Annotated in this window: 11 protein-coding genes, 1 tRNA gene and 1 pseudogene; 12 read left to right on the forward strand and 1 reads right to left on the reverse strand. The window is 33.5% G+C overall.

Annotation, left to right across the window (positions count from 1 at the left end; all coding sequences use genetic code 11):
- Nucleotides 1–135: 135 nt before the first annotated feature.
- The 9 genes and pseudogenes from ACHRV5_RS19275 to ACHRV5_RS19315 all read left to right on the forward strand — a co-directional run bounded on the left by ACHRV5_RS19275 (nucleotide 136) and on the right by ACHRV5_RS19315 (nucleotide 11,464).
- A tRNA-OTHER gene (locus ACHRV5_RS19275) sits at nucleotides 136–253 on the forward strand.
- A gap of 242 nt (nucleotides 254–495) precedes the next feature.
- Nucleotides 496–2,736: a hypothetical protein gene (locus tag ACHRV5_RS19280; protein ID WP_395427847.1), complete on the forward strand. Its 2,241-nt coding sequence runs from the start codon at nucleotides 496–498 to the stop codon at nucleotides 2,734–2,736.
- Nucleotides 2,737–3,200: 464 nt separating this feature from the next.
- Nucleotides 3,201–4,217 (forward strand): RNA ligase, encoded by a 1,017-nt coding sequence (locus ACHRV5_RS19285; RefSeq protein WP_395427848.1) that lies wholly within the window; start codon nucleotides 3,201–3,203, stop codon nucleotides 4,215–4,217.
- Between the two features lies 1 nt (nucleotide 4,218).
- The gene (locus ACHRV5_RS19290; RefSeq protein ID WP_395427849.1) at nucleotides 4,219–5,091 is read left to right on the forward strand and encodes an AAA family ATPase; all 873 of its coding nucleotides are present in this window, start codon (nucleotides 4,219–4,221) and stop codon (nucleotides 5,089–5,091) included.
- Between the two features lie 391 nt (nucleotides 5,092–5,482).
- Nucleotides 5,483–6,284 (forward strand): annotated as a pseudogene (locus ACHRV5_RS19295) (TatD family hydrolase).
- Nucleotides 6,285–6,448: 164 nt separating this feature from the next.
- The gene (locus ACHRV5_RS19300; protein WP_395427850.1) at nucleotides 6,449–6,604 is read left to right on the forward strand and encodes a hypothetical protein; all 156 of its coding nucleotides are present in this window, start codon (nucleotides 6,449–6,451) and stop codon (nucleotides 6,602–6,604) included.
- 263 nt (nucleotides 6,605–6,867) lie between these two features.
- The gene (locus ACHRV5_RS19305; protein WP_395427851.1) at nucleotides 6,868–7,926 is read left to right on the forward strand and encodes a DNA polymerase beta superfamily protein; all 1,059 of its coding nucleotides are present in this window, start codon (nucleotides 6,868–6,870) and stop codon (nucleotides 7,924–7,926) included.
- Between the two features lie 224 nt (nucleotides 7,927–8,150).
- Nucleotides 8,151–11,075 (forward strand): TrlF family AAA-like ATPase, encoded by a 2,925-nt coding sequence (locus ACHRV5_RS19310; RefSeq protein WP_395427852.1) that lies wholly within the window; start codon nucleotides 8,151–8,153, stop codon nucleotides 11,073–11,075.
- A gap of 116 nt (nucleotides 11,076–11,191) precedes the next feature.
- On the forward strand, nucleotides 11,192–11,464 hold the full coding sequence (locus ACHRV5_RS19315; protein ID WP_395427853.1) for a hypothetical protein: 273 nt from the start codon (nucleotides 11,192–11,194) through the stop codon (nucleotides 11,462–11,464).
- A gap of 457 nt (nucleotides 11,465–11,921) precedes the next feature.
- On the opposite strand, the gene ACHRV5_RS19320 is transcribed toward ACHRV5_RS19315, so the two are convergent.
- A complete protein-coding gene (locus ACHRV5_RS19320; protein WP_047773655.1) occupies nucleotides 11,922–12,269 on the reverse strand; it encodes a hypothetical protein in 348 nt (115 codons plus the stop codon).
- A gap of 706 nt (nucleotides 12,270–12,975) precedes the next feature.
- Between ACHRV5_RS19320 and ACHRV5_RS19325 the strand changes: the two genes are divergently transcribed.
- Genes ACHRV5_RS19325 through ACHRV5_RS19335 form a run of 3 tightly spaced genes read left to right on the forward strand, consistent with a single transcriptional unit; the run spans nucleotide 12,976 to nucleotide 15,816 of the window.
- Entirely contained in the window at nucleotides 12,976–13,860 is an 885-nt protein-coding gene (locus ACHRV5_RS19325) for a multicopper oxidase domain-containing protein (RefSeq protein ID WP_395427854.1), read from the forward strand.
- A gap of 17 nt (nucleotides 13,861–13,877) precedes the next feature.
- Nucleotides 13,878–14,306, forward strand: a complete 429-nt coding sequence (locus tag ACHRV5_RS19330; protein ID WP_395427855.1) for a hypothetical protein — start codon at nucleotides 13,878–13,880, stop codon at nucleotides 14,304–14,306.
- 40 nt (nucleotides 14,307–14,346) lie between these two features.
- Nucleotides 14,347–15,816, forward strand: a complete 1,470-nt coding sequence (locus ACHRV5_RS19335; RefSeq protein WP_395427856.1) for a tyrosinase family protein — start codon at nucleotides 14,347–14,349, stop codon at nucleotides 15,814–15,816.
- Nucleotides 15,817–15,894: the final 78 nt, after the last annotated feature.

The following is a 15,894-nucleotide window of genomic DNA, read 5'->3' on the forward strand; positions in this document are numbered from 1 at the left end:
GTTTTGAAATCTTTGTTCAAGAAATAAAACAAGTTCATAGAAATAGAAATTGAGTTGATCAGGTCAAGTGTAAGTTACTTCGAAAACTTTCCAAATTTACTTGTACAATTATCTTTTAAACTCAAACATACAATTGGGGCAGTAGCTCAGCGGTTAGAGCAATGTTAGTTTTGAAATTACCTGTAAAAGGCCAATTAAAACTTACTTCCGCCTGTCACGCCATCGGTCGTGGGTTCGAACCCCACCTGCTCCACAATTAATGGTCAAATAAAATTTACTCCAGAACACGGCTAATTTCGGTTCGAATCCGAACAAGTTTTAGAATTATCATTAATAAAACAGAGGGTCAAGATTAACTTACTTCTTCGCGGTAACCCGCTCCCATTAGTTCAGTTAATCGATTACCCTCAAATTTAAGGTCAAGTGTTTCTTACTTCAAAATCTTTAGGGTAGAATCAGAAACACCATTATCTAAATTTTTAAAATTTAAAAAAAATGAAAACAAAAGAAGTAGTAAAAATCAGTTTACGTCAAAATGCTATTTTTATTCCAAGTGAATATATAGCCAATGATATCAAAAAATTATCGGCAACAACATCGGTTTTAGCAGCCAATGTCTCCAAACTCGGATTTACCTTTTCGGAATCCTTATTGCATGCTTTAAACAATGTAAGCCCGAATTATAAAGTGGATGTTTTAGAGGTTTTAAAAGAGGTTTTAGGAACAGGGAAAAACTGGACACCTTTGGTTAAAGAATGGAATATTCCAACCGGAGAATCTGTTTTTGATCACGTAGCCACTTTTTTTGCTAATGTTTTTAATAGAACCAATGGTACGAATTTGCCATGTGGACATATGATTCCCGATCATACTTTTCCTCTAGAAAGATATAACGGTTGCCCGTTTTGTGGTTCTCCATTCGAATTTGGTAAAATCGAAAAGTTCGGTCAGGGAAGCAAATTAAAAGTGCTTGAATTGTGGGATGAAACAGCCTTCGAAGACTTTTATAAATCGTTATTGCAATCTAAAACCGCTTTAGACGCAACGCAGGTCGAAAGCTTAAAAACAGCTATGAAATACTTGCCTTTGCCAAAGGTAGAGATCGGGATCAAAGAAACTTTGATGTTGGTGATCGATGTTTTAATTGAAAACGGTCAGGCTGAAAATGCGACTCCATATTTTAAAACACCAACTGATATCTTACGATATTTATGGTTTAAAAATACTGGTTTATTACAAATTATCGAGCCAAAAACAATCGTAAAAAGAGCATCTAAAAACGGACAACATTTCAATTTTGGTGCAGATCAAAGCGCACAGTCTAAAGTTTTGGCTAAAAAAGATTTGAAACTTAAATATTCGAGAAAAGAATGTTTGATGGTCGCTTCCTGGTTAAACCATTTAGATATGAATGTTGAGGCTATGTGCGAAATCATGCATCCAAAAAGAGGAATATGGGTGCGTTTTATAAGAGCGTTGCGTTTGGCTGAATACAGTAAAAGAAAAGGTTTTGAAAAATTAGCCGATTTATTAGATGTATTTTACAACCAAACCTATGAAGTTTGGCAAAGTAAAGTTACTACAGCCCGATTAAAATTTGACGCAGCTAAAACATTTGACTTATTGAAACAACGTCCGGGTTTGTTTGCACGTTCGTTATTTTCAAATATGCTTTGGTTTGGTGCAGACGAAACGATTGCACATTTTTCTGAAATTATCGATAAAGTTCCGGCAAGATTGATTTTTACATTGAATATGTATGCACAAAATTATTTTGATAAAAACATGCAGAGAAGTGTGAAGCCTTTGGGAGGAACTAATAAACGAGTAAATCCAACTGCCTTGTTAGGATTGTATGACGAATTGCAATTAGAAGAGATGAAAAATCAGATTGAGGATTTGTGTATTTTGGCTATGAAAAAAAGATTCGCAGCGATTAAAAATACCAATAAAACGATTTATATCGATTCGCAATTATACAACATGCCGATTTCGATTGGAGACCGAAGCGATTCTGTTCAGGATTTACCGGTAGCTTTAATGGGAACTCGTTTTCCGATTGAAGGCAACGAAGTGCGATTGTTTATGCAATGGGGTGTAGATTTACCGGCGCAACATTTGGATATGGATTTAAGCTGTCATATCGCTTATGAAAACAGTGCCGATATCTGTTCTTTTAGCAGATTATCAACAAAAGGTTGTCAGCATAGTGGTGATATCAGGAGTATTCCGAATAAAATTGGAACAGCTGAATACATCAACATCAATATAGACGAATTGGCAAAAGCCAGCGCAAAATTTGTGACCTTTACCTGCAATGCATATAGTAATGGAAGTATTTCGCCAAACCTCGTTGTAGGCTGGATGAACAGTAAATATCCGATGAAAATTTCGGAAAGAACCGGAGTTGCTTACGATCCGTCTTGTGTAGATCATCAGGTTCGTGTGACACAAAGTGCTGCGAAAGGTTTGGTTTTTGGAGTCTTGGATGTAGCCAAAAGAGAAATCGTTTGGTTAGAGATGACTTTCGGAGGTCAAGTGGTAAAAGGTTTGGATTTTAAAGGAGTTCAGGCATTGTTAGCAAAGTTGAATAGTAAATTAAATATCGGTAGTCTGTTACAATTAAAAGCGGAAGCTCAAAATTTGACAATCACCGATGATGAAGATGCTGATGAGGTGTACAACGCACAATGGGCAATGAACGCTGCTGCGGTTACACAATTATTAATAGATTAGGATGGAAACCACGAATTCTTAAGAGTTCGTGGTTTTTGCTATTATAAATAGGACGTTCCTAAGGGATTGAATTTTGATGCACGTCATTTTTCAACGGATTGAAATCCGTTGCTATAATATTTTTCATTCCTATCGAACTTTTTTTGTTTTTTACTTCGTAACTATAGCAAATTAAAATTCATGTTATCCCATATTTCTTTTTTGAAGATTATTAAATATAAAAAATACCATTTATAATCTGGTAAAATTTAGGGAATATTGTTTTATTTACTATAATAGTCAAAGCAAGTTCCATCGGAACGATTTCATTTTTAGCAACGGATTTTAATCCGTTGAAAAATAACGTGCATCAAAATTAAGTTCCGTAGGAACGGTACATATTATGTTTAGCAGTTAGAATAATTTAAACTACGCAAAATAATTGCGTACTTGATTTTGAATCTTTGTTTGAAAGATTAGAACACATGAATACAACACTTTTACAAGAAATGATTTCCAAAAACTATGTCAAGGTAAACAAACACCCTGAACATAATTTATATATCTACAATTATACTCAAAATGCACAATTTGAAAGAATATGGAATGAAGTTACATTAAGTTGCAGAGGGCTGATTTTAGATGAAGATTTTAATGTCGTGGCGAGACCTTTTGCAAAGTTTTTTAATTTAGGTGAATGTGAAAATCAAATACTTCCTAAATCTTCTTTTGAAGTCTATGATAAAATGGACGGCTCGATGGGAATTTTATATTGGATCGAAGAGGTCCCGTTTATGGCAAGCCGGGGTTCATTTGCCAGCGACCAATCCGATAAAGCAAATGAAATGCTGCATGGAAAATATAAGGATTCCTGGCCGCTTTTAGATAAAAATAAAACCTATTTGTTTGAGATTATTTATCCTCAGAACCGTATTGTTTTAGATTACGGAACCTCGGAAGAGTTGGTTTTACTGGCGGTTATTGATACACAATCCGGAGAAGAATTTCCGCTTGAAGACATTGGTTTTCCAATAGTTGAGAAGTACGATGGAATCAGCGATATCCATATATTGTCTGCAATGAATAAAGAAAATAAAGAAGGGTTTGTGATTAAATATTCCAATAACTTCAGAGTGAAAATTAAGTTCGAAGAATACCTTCGTTTGCATCGAATTATCACGCAGGTTTCTAATCTGAATATTTGGGAATATCTGAAAACCAATCAATCGATGGAAGAAGTTTTAGAACGTGTACCCGATGAATTTTTCGACTGGGTGAAACAAACCAAAACCGATTTAGAAAACAAGTATGCCGTAATCGAAAAGCAATGCCAAAAAGATTTTAAAGTTCTGGAATCGGTAAAAGAAACAGCGCTCTATTTTTTGACTTGTAAACATCCAAGTATACTATTTTCGATGCTTAAAAATAGAGACTATTCGCCCATAATCTGGAAAATGATTCGCCCAACATTTGAAAAACCGTTTAATAAAGGAGAAGAATAAAATGAGAAAAGTAATTTTAATGAAAGGATTGCCTGGAAGCGGTAAATCGACTTTGGCAAAAAAGATAATTTCAGAAAATCCTGAAACATACAAACGTATTAATAGAGATGATTTGCGTGCTATGTTTGATAACGGATTTACAAGTCAGAGAAACGAGAAGTTTGTCAAAAAAATTCGTGATATCTTAATCACAAAATCTCTTGAAGAGGGAAAAAGTCTTGTGATTGATGATACTAATTTGTCTGAAACAAATCTTAGACGTGTTTCACAATTGGTAGAAGAATACAACGCAGAATTTAATGAAAAAGTGGTGGTTGAAGTAATAGAAGTAAACACTGATGTTGAAGTTTGTATAGAAAGAGATACTTTGAGAGCAAAACCGGTTGGAGAAAAATTAATCCGAAAAATGCACCGTCAGTTTTTCAAAGATTCTCCTGAATACTGTGTTCAAAATCCGGAGCTGCCAAAAGCTATTATCTGCGACCTCGACGGAACTCTAGCCTTAATGAATGGAAGAAACCCCTTTGACGCCAGTAAATGCGATGAAGACGAATTGAATAATCCGGTAGCCAATGTATTGAGAAACTACAAGAAATTGGGTTACAAAATACTCTTAGTTTCGGGAAGAGAAGACCAATACAGAGAACCGACTTTACGTTTCCTAGCAAAACACGAAATCGGTTACGATGCTCTAATCATGAGAAAAACAAAAGACTATAGAAAAGATTCAATCATTAAAACTGAGATTTACAATGAATTTATCAAGGATAATTATTTTGTTGAATTTGTATTAGACGACAGAAATCAAGTAGTAGATACCTGGAGAAATGATTTGAAGTTGCCGTGTTTTCAGGTCTATTACGGGGATTTTTAGAGGAAAGGGACTTCGACTTCGCTCAGCCTGATAGATGGGGGGAGAAAAGTGCTGAGATTCTGAGGAAAAAAACTTTGCGCTTTTGCGGCTTTGCGAGAAATTTTTGGAAAAGGTTCAAAGGTACAGAGGAACAAAGGTGTTGAGTTACTGAGGTTCTGAGAAAATTTCTTATTTGTACGATTGTCACCCTGAGCGAAGTCGAAGGCTGGTTAAGATAAAAGGGGCTTCGACTTCGCTCAGCCTGACAGATGGGGGGAGAGAAAGGTGCTGAGGGTCTGAGTTACGAGGTTCTGAGAGAGAAAAACTTTGCGTCTTTGCTTTTAAAAAAAATAAAAGAACACATGTTAGCAAGCATTTCACTTCTAACATTAAACATTTCACAAGAAAAAAAATGAAAACATATATAGACATAGGTATCAACCTAACCAATAAACAATTCCAAAACGATATAGACGATATCGTACAAGACGCAATAGATGCCGATGTAACAAAAATGATCCTTACGGGAACAAGCATAAGAAACAGCGAAGAATCATCAAAGATTGCCAAACAATATTCGGGGGGTTTTATACTCTACTGCGGGAATACATCCGCATGATGCGAAGAGTTTTGACCATCAGAGTATTTCGAAACTTAAGAATTTATTACAGCAGAAACATGTTGTTTCAGTTGGAGAGTGCGGACTTGATTTCGATCGTGATTTTTCGCCCAGGAACGTGCAGGAAGACTGTTATAAAGCCCATTTAGAATTAGCGATCGAGATTCAGAAGCCTTTATTTCTTCACGAAAGAGCAGCTTTCACACGTTTTATGAGTATTACAAGCGAGTATTTGCCGAAACTGCCCAAAGCTGTTGTACATTGTTTTACGGGAACTCTGCAAGAAGCTAAGACCTATCTCGATAACGGATTTTATCTTGGCTTTACTGGGGCAATATCAGACAGCAAGCGATTTGAGCATTTAAAAGAAGTCATTCAATACGTGCCACTCGACAAAATAATGATTGAAACCGATGCGCCCTTTATGCTGCCAAAAAATGTTCCAAACAGCCTCTTGAAGAAATACCACGAACGCCGTTGTGAACCTGCATTTCTGCCTTATGTAGCAGGAACGATTGCACAGTTTAAAGGCATTCCTTTAGATAAAGTGGCGGAAGAAACGACAAAGAATGCGAAGAGCTTTTTTGGAATTTAGATGCAGAGAGGTAAAGTTGCAAAGTTTCTTAGAAAAAAAACTTTGCGCTTTTGCGACTTTTCGAGAAATAATTTCAACAGCAAAACGAATGCAAATTTCAGCAATAATCTGTTTAGTTTATCGCAGGAGAATAATTCTTACCTTCGGTCTTTAACTTCATAAAAATGAACTGCAACATATCATTTGAGGAAAGAGCTAAGTTAGGTATGGAAATATTGTCCAAGCAATCTCCCGTTACCATAGAGAAAGCGAGATTACAAGCGGAGCGTCTAAGTCAGGCAAGTAAATCAAAAGAAAAAAAACAGGCTGATAAAGAATAGTTAAACTAACCCGTTTGATATAATCCCTAAACTGGTATTTACCGCATAGAAACATAGGTTTTTTGAACTATGAATCAAGATGGTTTTAGAAATCATGATTTTTTCGCATAGCACTATGCGGTTTATTGTAAGTAAAACGACTTTTTCAAACTTTACAAGCTATGTTTCTATGTGTTAAAATAATTATGCACATCGAGTTAATTTAGCTCTAAATAGATTTTTGACTTATTAATACAAGTCCATTCCATAACATTTTATAAACCATGACCATACAAGACCTAAAATCCCAAAACCTGATTCTTTTTGAAGTTATTTCAGGAAGCAAATCTTTTGGGTTAAATACGCCTGCTTCTGATACCGATATAAAAGGTGTTTATTATCTGCCGAAAGAGAAATTCTTTGGTTTAGAGTATATTTCGCAAATAGCAAACGAAACCAACGATGAGGTCTATTATGAAATCGGTCGTTTTGTGGAATTGCTCCTAAAGAATAACCCCAATATCCTGGAGATTCTTGCGACTCCCGAAGATTGTATACTGTACAAACACCCGTTGATGGATTGTTTAAAGATAGAAGACTTTCTGTCTAAACTCTGCAAAGATTCTTTTGCTGGTTATGCCGTATCGCAGATTAAAAAAGCGAGAGGTTTAAACAAGAAAATCGTCAATCCAATGCCGAAGGAAAAGAAAAGTCTTTTAGATTTTTGTTATATCCTAAAAGGCTACGAAACAATTTCTTTGGCAGCCTATCTGACAGAAAATAGCCTAAATCAGGAACAATGCGGATTGGTGAATCTGCCGAACTCCAAAGGAATGTTTGCGTTGTTTTACGATGCCGATAGCACATTGGGTTACAAAGGAATTATACAAAAAGAAATCTCAAATGATGTTTCGCTTTCGTCTGTTCCTAAAGGTCAAAATAGCATTGCTTATTTATCCTGCAACCAAGACGGTTATTCGAAATACTGTAAAGAATATACTGATTATTGGAGCTGGATCGAGAAACGAAATGAAGACCGCTACAACACCAACCAGCAACACGGAAAAAATTACGACAGCAAAAACATGATGCACACCATCCGACTTTTGCAAACCGCTGAACAAATTGGTTCTACCGGAAAACTGAATATAAAAGTTAACAATCGGGAGGAATTATTAGACATCAAAGCCGGAAACAGAGTATACGATGACTTACTGCAAATGGCTGATGATTTGATTGTTTCTATTGAAAGTTATTATAAAACTTCGGCTATGCAAGAAGCTCCGGATGAAGTAAAGGTGATAGAAACTTTGATTAGGATTCGGGAGGAATTGTATAAATAACAGAAAAGCGTTTTAGTTTTAAAACGCTTTTTTTATGTTTTAAAATCAGGGGTTTTTGCTTGATTTTTTGGCTATTTGTTTTAGCTATATTTGAAAAAGATTCAATTTTTTGGATTTATGGAAATCCGTAAAGTTGTTGATTGAATTTGATTTAGATTTGTTAGTAGAACAATATTATATAACTAAATGTTTTCGGATTATTCAATAATAAAATTAAAAATATTATGAGCATAATTAGTAGAGGATCAGAATGGAGAAAATGGAACTTCCATGTTCATACTAAGGGGACAAATAAAAATGATCATTTTGCTTCTTCAAGTATGGATGATTTTTTTTATACATTTTTTAAGAAAGCATATCAAAATAAAGTTGAAGCAATTGGTATAACGGATTATTTTTCAATTGATAGATACTTAGATGCAATTAAGTATGTTAAAGAGATAGATAATAAAGTAGATGATGATTGGGGTGAGAAACTTTTTTCTGATGATGAAATCGAATTTATTCAAAAAATATTCATTTTTCCAAATGTTGAATTACGTATTTCTCCAACTACTAAAAGAGGAAAATTTATAAACTTACATTTTATATTTAATCCCAATATTGTGGGAAATTTGAATAATGAGTTTTTTAATAAAATTTCCAATGTTGATAATTTTTTAATGAACTATCAGGGAATTAAAGATTATGCTAAAAATATAAAGGAATCTTTAAATGAAGATCAATTATACAAATATGGAATTGATAATTACAATATAGAATTTGGCAAAATAAAATCTTTACTAGAAAAAAATAAATTGATTCGAGATAATTCTTTGGTTGCGGTTAGTAGTAAATCGAATGATGGTGTTTCAGGATTAAAAGATTACTATGAGGAATTTGAAAAAGAATCAGGAAGTTTATTGGGAACAGTAAAATCTATTTACAAAGCAACTCATATTATATTTTCAAATGCGCCTTCAGATAAAGAATACTTTTTGGGAAGAAAAACTTCAAAAGAAGAAGTTATTCAACACGTTGGCTCTTTAAAACCATGTATTGTTGGGTGTGATTCTCATAGTGAAGATACACTATTTGATAAGTTTACGTGGGTTAAGACAGATTTGACTTTTGAAGGATTACGTCAAATATGTTATGAGCCTGAACAAAGAGTTAAGATACAAAATGATAAGCCTGATTTTAAAGAAGATAAAGTAATTATAGATAGAGTTAAGTTTATTTCTCCCAGTAAAATTTTTGCAAATAACGATATTTATTTAAATCCAAATTTAAATGTTATAATAGGGGGAAAGTCTTCTGGTAAATCAATTTTTCTATATTCTATTGCAAAGACATTATTAGTTGATGATGCAATATTGAAAAATGAAAATTCAATTGAAAAGTATGATTTAAAGTTAATTGATTCAGATTTTAATTTTGAAGTTACTACTCATGCTGGAATTATTCAAAAAATGTTTCGTAATAAAGAAGAGAATTCAATTATTCCAGATATTAAATATATTCCACAAAATTATCTGGTTAAACTAGCAGAGCCTGAATTAAATAAAAAAGGAAAATCTCTAAACAAGCTTGTTCGTGATTTGATTAATGAAGATGAAGATTCAAAATCTGAATATGATCAATTCATTAGAATTGTTAAGCAAAATGACAAGGATAGAGAAGCTTTAATTGATAAATATTTTGAATCCTTAGATGATGTTGGAAAGAGTGAATCGGAATTAAAGACCAAATCTAATAAAGAGGTTCTTGAAAAAAATATTATTTCTAATACTGAAAAAGTTGAAAAATTAAATAAAGAAGCAGGTTTAACAGAAAAAGACATTTCGTCTTATAAAAAAATTCAAGAAAAACTAGAAGTAAATACGATAAAAAATAATGAGTGGAAAGACGATTATACAACTGTAACAAATCTTTTTTTTGAGATAAGCAGGCTTTCATCTGAAATACTGGGAAAGAAAACAGATTTAATAAAAAATATTAAAACAGAGAATGTAAAAGAATATTATAATGATAAATTATCATTTATTGATGATGTAAATAATGATATTTTTAGTATCCTTAATGAAATAGAAATTAATACAGGTGAGGATGGAACACGACATTTTAAAAATGATAATATTTTAAAAAGTAATCTAATTTTAATTAATGAAGAAAAAAAAACTTTACAAAAAGAATTAGAACCATTTCAACAAAATTTAGAATTAAAAAAGCAAATTGAAATTTTAAGTAAATCAATAACAGATGATAAAAAACTATTACTTGACATTGAATTTTTAAGTAAAAGTATTGTTGAAAAAAGGCAGACTATTGTAAATTGTCAACAAGAAATTTTTAGGTTATATAGAGACAACTTTGATAAATATATTGATATAATTAATGTACTAAAAAAACGCACATTTCAGTTAGAAGGTGATGGTTTAAAAATTGATGGTATTGCCCAATTTAACTTTCCTAAATTTTCTAAAAATATTTATGAAATTAGTGATGGAAGAAAAGCATCTTATAATAATTATTCGATTTTGGATAATAATAAAAAAGGTACAACAGAAATTAATTTTGAAGAAATTATAAGTGAAATAGAGAAAATATTTATTGATATTTTAAAAGGAGATTATTCTATTTTGCCAAGAATCGACAAGAAACAAGCCATAAGAGTGTTACTTGATGATTATTTTTTTGATTACTGGAAAATAACTTATAAAAATGATAAATTAGGAGAAATGTCAACTGGAAAGGCAAGTTTTGTGATTTTGATGTTAATAATTGGTCTTAGTATTTCAAAAGCACCTATTCTAATTGATCAACCTGAGGACAATCTAGATAATAGATCAATAACACTAGATTTGGTTTATTATCTAAAAAATAAAAAATTAGAAAGACAAATTATTATTGTTACGCATAATGCTAATATAGTTGTCAATTCTGATGCAGAAAATATAATAGTGGCCAATCAGAAAGGACAGAATGAGATTGATACTACAAGTGTTTTTAGGTTTGATTTTATAAATGGCCCAATAGAGAATAGTTTTGATAAGAAAACTACGGAGACTGATATTTTAAAAAGTATGGGAATTAGAGAACATATTGCAGATATAGTTGAGGGAGGTAAAGATGCGTTTAAAAAGCGTGAGGAAAAATATGGTTTCTAAAAAAGGGAGAAATATTTATCATAGTATTTTTTTGTAAGTAAATACATTGTTTTTTGTCATGAAAAAACATATCTTTGTAGTTGTCAAAAACACTTCGAGGTCTAATATTTTTAATTATGACACAAGAAAATCAAAAAACATCAAACAATGATGTAATGCCATCCGTGGTCAAATTCCTTTCGAACGAATGGTTTGAAGGAGAATTTAAAGAACAGCCATTGTATTTGCAGGAAATTTTCGAGTTACTGCTCGAAACGGAGTACGGCGGCGATCTCGATTTAAGGTTAAAAATGCTCAGTTGTTTGCGTACGAGCAGAAATTTGGCCCAAACGTTGGCAGCATTTACAGATGAAGAAATTCAAAAAGTCTGTAGTAGTGCAGCAAGTTAAAATGTAGTGTTCTAGTTTTTAGAATATCAATAAAGCTCCGTCATTGCGGAGCTTTTTGTTTTTTGTCCTTTTAACCTAAGCAGAAATCGCATAAGTATTTCTACAACGATTGTCGATTTGCTTTGCGGAATTTCTAGTGTGATTTCTCCTTACGTCGAAATGACACGGGCTACTAAGATGTCGTATTCTAATCTATAAAATAACCGCAAGGCGCGCTAAGTTTAATTATTGCAGTATGGCTCTTTTTTAATTTATACCTAATTTTTTTGCGCGCAGATTTGCTTCGACAGTTCGCTATCGCTCGGATAGCAGATAACACAGATTTTTTTAAGAGGTAAATAAGATCGGCCAAATCTGCTAAATCTGCGTGCAAAAGAAAATCTTTGCGCTAGAGGGATTGGTCTATAAAAGTGTAGCACACATCAAGCTAAAAGACTTCAAGTCTGCGTTTACATTGTCATCTAACGGTGAAGTGATGCCGACCACCAGTACTAAAATAAAACTCTTTTTTTGATTTTATTTCCTTTAATTTAAAAAGCACTCCATAATTTTCTCCCACTCTAATACCCGAAGGAACTCTAACCAAAAAGCGGGAGTAACCGATTTCGTCTAATATTCTACCAGAATCGGCAATAATAGGGGAATGAACGGCAGGATATCGATAAGGTATAAAATGTACAGCAACAAGTTTTAATGATCGCGGTGGTATCTTCTCCTTATAAGGATTGTCATCTGTAGACAATCTAATTGTAGTTCCTGTAGCACCTTCTGAAGGAGAAAGAGAAGTGAAATATATACTATCCATAAAACTTCTATTCAAGTTGTTTTTTAATTGTTTTATATCGTTGCTTTTGTTTTTTAAGGCTTTAACGTTTGAATACAATGACTATTTGCAAATGGTTTTGGGTACATAAACACACAATAATTATATATTCGGGTAAAAACTTAAACGGGAATTGAAGCCAATCCAGTTTTACTTCGCAAGACTTTGGAGCTTGGACAATATTAAAAACAAACTTGATATAAAGGAATGCTAGATTTATATATGAATTCTTTCTATTTATATTTGGAGAAATCACTTTAGTCTGGAAAAATATAAAGAGCAAAAAAATTAGTATTGAAAAGAGATTATTAGAAGTACCTAAATTATCTCGTTTAGCTCGAAATAAAATAGTACAAGAATCTTCAGAAAGTTTTCCAATTAAAGAATGCTTTGCTCTTTGATTATAACAGGATTACCTTTAAAGTTGTATGCATTTTGTTCTTAAAAAGACATTGTCAAAAATAATTCCCTTCCATTTTGTTTAAATTTTATCTCAAGAAGTAAATTGAAATAGAATTCGGATTTTTACTACTAAAACAGGTGTTTATACGCAGTCTTTTGATTTTAATTAACTTTAAATTTGACTTGTAATAGCAAACCATTGTTGGTACATGATAATTTGAGTTTAGAAATGAAAAGACGGTGTAAGTGTATATTGGTATTTCTTTTTGTATGCACCGGCCCCTTTTTGTCCGCTCAGAACGAAAGATTAATTATTGGCCGAACAACAGGGAAGTTAGCGATTGCAAAAAACGTAACCATACGTACTTTCGGTTTTACGGACTCGCTTTCCGGTCAGGTTACTTTCCCGGGATCGGAGATTGAGGCTAGGGAAGGAGATAGTGTAAGTATTGATTTTTGGAACATTTCGCAAGGAAATCCGGTCTCTTTATATTGTAAAGAAATTGAGTTTCAGCAGCGGAATTCGGAAAACGAAGTAATGAAGGTCAAAGAGCCAATTCATCATATGGTGCATGGGTTTTATTCTTTTCAGGCTAAAAAAGCAGGAACTTATCTGTATTATAGTCCCGAGAATTATCCCTTTAATCTTCAGGCCGGTATGTTTGGAGTGCTTATTATACGCCCAAAAGAGACAGATTCATTAGACCACAAACCATCGCAGGAAATGCTATGGTGCAGTAACGAAATAGATACCAAATGGCATACCGATGCTATTATGGGTACAGCATATGATGTTTCTAACAAGCCCATACTTCTTCCGCTCTACAAGCCCAATTATTTCTTGATTAATGGAAAAACAACGATAGAAAACAAAGGATTACAATCGTTTGTGAATAAAAAAGAGAAGGTGCTTCTTCGTTTGGTTAATTCAGGATTATACCTTCATGAAATACAGTTTCCATTTGATGCGAAACTGAAGTTCATTTCGGGAAGTGATCGCAATCTGATTGTAGGTCCTAACGGATATAAAATACAGCTTCATTCCGGAGAATGTCTGGAAGTGTTTGTTTTTTTAGATCAGGTAAACGAGAAGGAAAAGATTAGGTATCATTTTATAGAACCGATTTCAAAAAAGGTAGCATACAAGGCTGAAATTCCGGTTTTTTATTAAAATTTAAATCAATAGCCATGAAAAAAAGAATCTTATATTTTATGTTGCTTTTTGCCTCTTTGAACTCATTTGCGCAAAGCAAAGCTACTTTTTCGGTAGTGGGAAATGCAACAAATAAGGAAAGTCTGCAGAAAAATAAGCGACTGGATATTTCTAAAATCAAAGTCGAAAATATCTCTAACAAACCCATCTATTTGGTTTGGGAAACGGTATCAAACACTTTTCCCAAAGAATGGGATTGCTCGATGTGCCAGCATGGGGCTTGCCAGATCGGGATTCCGAAAGGTTCGGCTTTTAATAAACTAAATGCCGATCAGCAGGGATTTATAGCCATACACGTGATTCCGGCAAACAAATCGGGTAATGGCATTGTAAAATTTAAAATTTATGATAAAGCCAATCCCAGCTATGCGAAGATTTTGACTTTTGAAGTCGATGTGCTTTAACAGCAATACACAACTGATTATAAACCTAAAAACAAACAAAATGAAAAAAATTACTCTTTTATTCTTTATTATTTTGATTTCGGGGCTCTCCTATGGTCAAAGTAAAAGTAATGTGAAATACATTAGATGGAACGCCAATACGCCACAAGGACAGGAAAATCTGAAAGCAATGAATATCGCTTTTCAGAAAATGCGTGCAATGGGCTGTGAGATGGGTGTTTCCTGGTACTATCAGGGAGCAATACATAATATCCCGAATGCAATTAATGGTCCTAATGCGCTTTGTGCGGCGTATCAGACCGATAAAGATAAATTATGGGCTTGGGGTGATTGCACACATAATGGGTCAGATGCAGCTTCTTTAAATTTTCTTTTATGGCACAGAATGTACATTTGGTTTTTAGAAAAAATTGTTCGTGAATTATCCGGAAAAGACGATTTTGCTATACCGTATTGGAATTATGGAAGTAAAGATACAGTCGATAATATCTTGGCAGAACCGATAAGAGACAAATCAGGTTCGCTCTTTACAGCAGCCCGTTATACGGTTCTGAACAACGGAAAACCGATTCCTCAAAAGCAACTTACGCAGATACAATTAGCGCTTGAAGAATTGAGAACCAATCCTTCCTTTACCGGATCGGCTGGATTTAGTCAAAACCTTGAAGGTTCGCCTCATGGTTTTATGCATAATCTTATAGGAGGAGGATATGCAGATCCAAGCGAAAGTTATTATAATGAAATATACCAAAAGGTGACATCGGGTTTAATGGCAAATGTTGATTCGGCAGGATTTGACCCTGTTTTCTGGTTGCATCACAGTATGGTCGATCGTATTTGGGAGTCCTGGGATGTTTCGGCTTACGGAGAACGTCCTACTTTAGAACAGCTAAAAGCGGACCCGTGGCCTTATCAGTTTATAGCGCCTAATGGAGATCACCTTACTTATACAATGGAAGAAGTGTACAAGATCGTTTTCGATTTAGATTACAAATACGACAATTTACTTTATGGTTCTAAAACCCCGGTTGTAGCGGCCAATGAAACGAAAACTAAAAAATTAGTGTCATTTCAAGATTCAAAAGAAGCTGTGATCTGGGAACAAAAAGTAGGTAAGCCACTTGGGGGAACTGATTATAGTCATAAAGTAACCAGTAAACTTGTTCAAAATACCAATAAAGTTTTTACCAGTAAAGCAAATGCCAAAATTGTACTAAATTTGGATGTAGTAGCTTACAAAGAACCAAAAGATTACTATACGGTTTATCTTCGTTATCCGAAGAAAAAAGATGTATACGTTGGAACAATGACGTTCTTTGGACTTGAACATGATCACGGAGTTGATGAAAGTCATGCAATAAGTGAAGATGGGATAAAAAAGAGCTTCTCCTATTATATTTCGGATAATTTATTGAAAACGAATTCGAATTATGAAATCATTATTAAAAAAACCGGAGGTGGTGATGCTAAAGTAACGCTTGAAAAAATTGGCGTTTCGCAGATAAACTAAGGCAATTTGAGTGTAGTACACTTAAAAAAGTAGTAAGCTTTTTTAATAAAGTAATTAAAATCATAAAAGAAAAAAGAA

The organism is Flavobacterium sp. FlaQc-52, from assembly GCF_044007495.1.
Classification (GTDB): Bacteria; Bacteroidota; Bacteroidia; order Flavobacteriales; family Flavobacteriaceae; genus Flavobacterium; species Flavobacterium cupriresistens.

Coding starts and splice junctions, on each gene's coding strand:
- ACHRV5_RS19280 (WP_395427847.1), top strand. CDS start 496: ATGAAAACAAAAGAAGTAGTAAAAATCAGTTTACGTCAAAATGCTATT.
- ACHRV5_RS19285 (WP_395427848.1), top strand. CDS start 3,201: ATGAATACAACACTTTTACAAGAAATGATTTCCAAAAACTATGTCAAG.
- ACHRV5_RS19290 (WP_395427849.1), top strand. CDS start 4,219: ATGAGAAAAGTAATTTTAATGAAAGGATTGCCTGGAAGCGGTAAATCG.
- ACHRV5_RS19300 (WP_395427850.1), top strand. CDS start 6,449: ATGAACTGCAACATATCATTTGAGGAAAGAGCTAAGTTAGGTATGGAA.
- ACHRV5_RS19305 (WP_395427851.1), top strand. CDS start 6,868: ATGACCATACAAGACCTAAAATCCCAAAACCTGATTCTTTTTGAAGTT.
- ACHRV5_RS19310 (WP_395427852.1), top strand. CDS start 8,151: ATGAGCATAATTAGTAGAGGATCAGAATGGAGAAAATGGAACTTCCAT.
- ACHRV5_RS19315 (WP_395427853.1), top strand. CDS start 11,192: ATGACACAAGAAAATCAAAAAACATCAAACAATGATGTAATGCCATCC.
- ACHRV5_RS19320 (WP_047773655.1), bottom strand. CDS start 12,269: ATGGATAGTATATATTTCACTTCTCTTTCTCCTTCAGAAGGTGCTACA.
- ACHRV5_RS19330 (WP_395427855.1), top strand. CDS start 13,878: ATGAAAAAAAGAATCTTATATTTTATGTTGCTTTTTGCCTCTTTGAAC.
- ACHRV5_RS19335 (WP_395427856.1), top strand. CDS start 14,347: ATGAAAAAAATTACTCTTTTATTCTTTATTATTTTGATTTCGGGGCTC.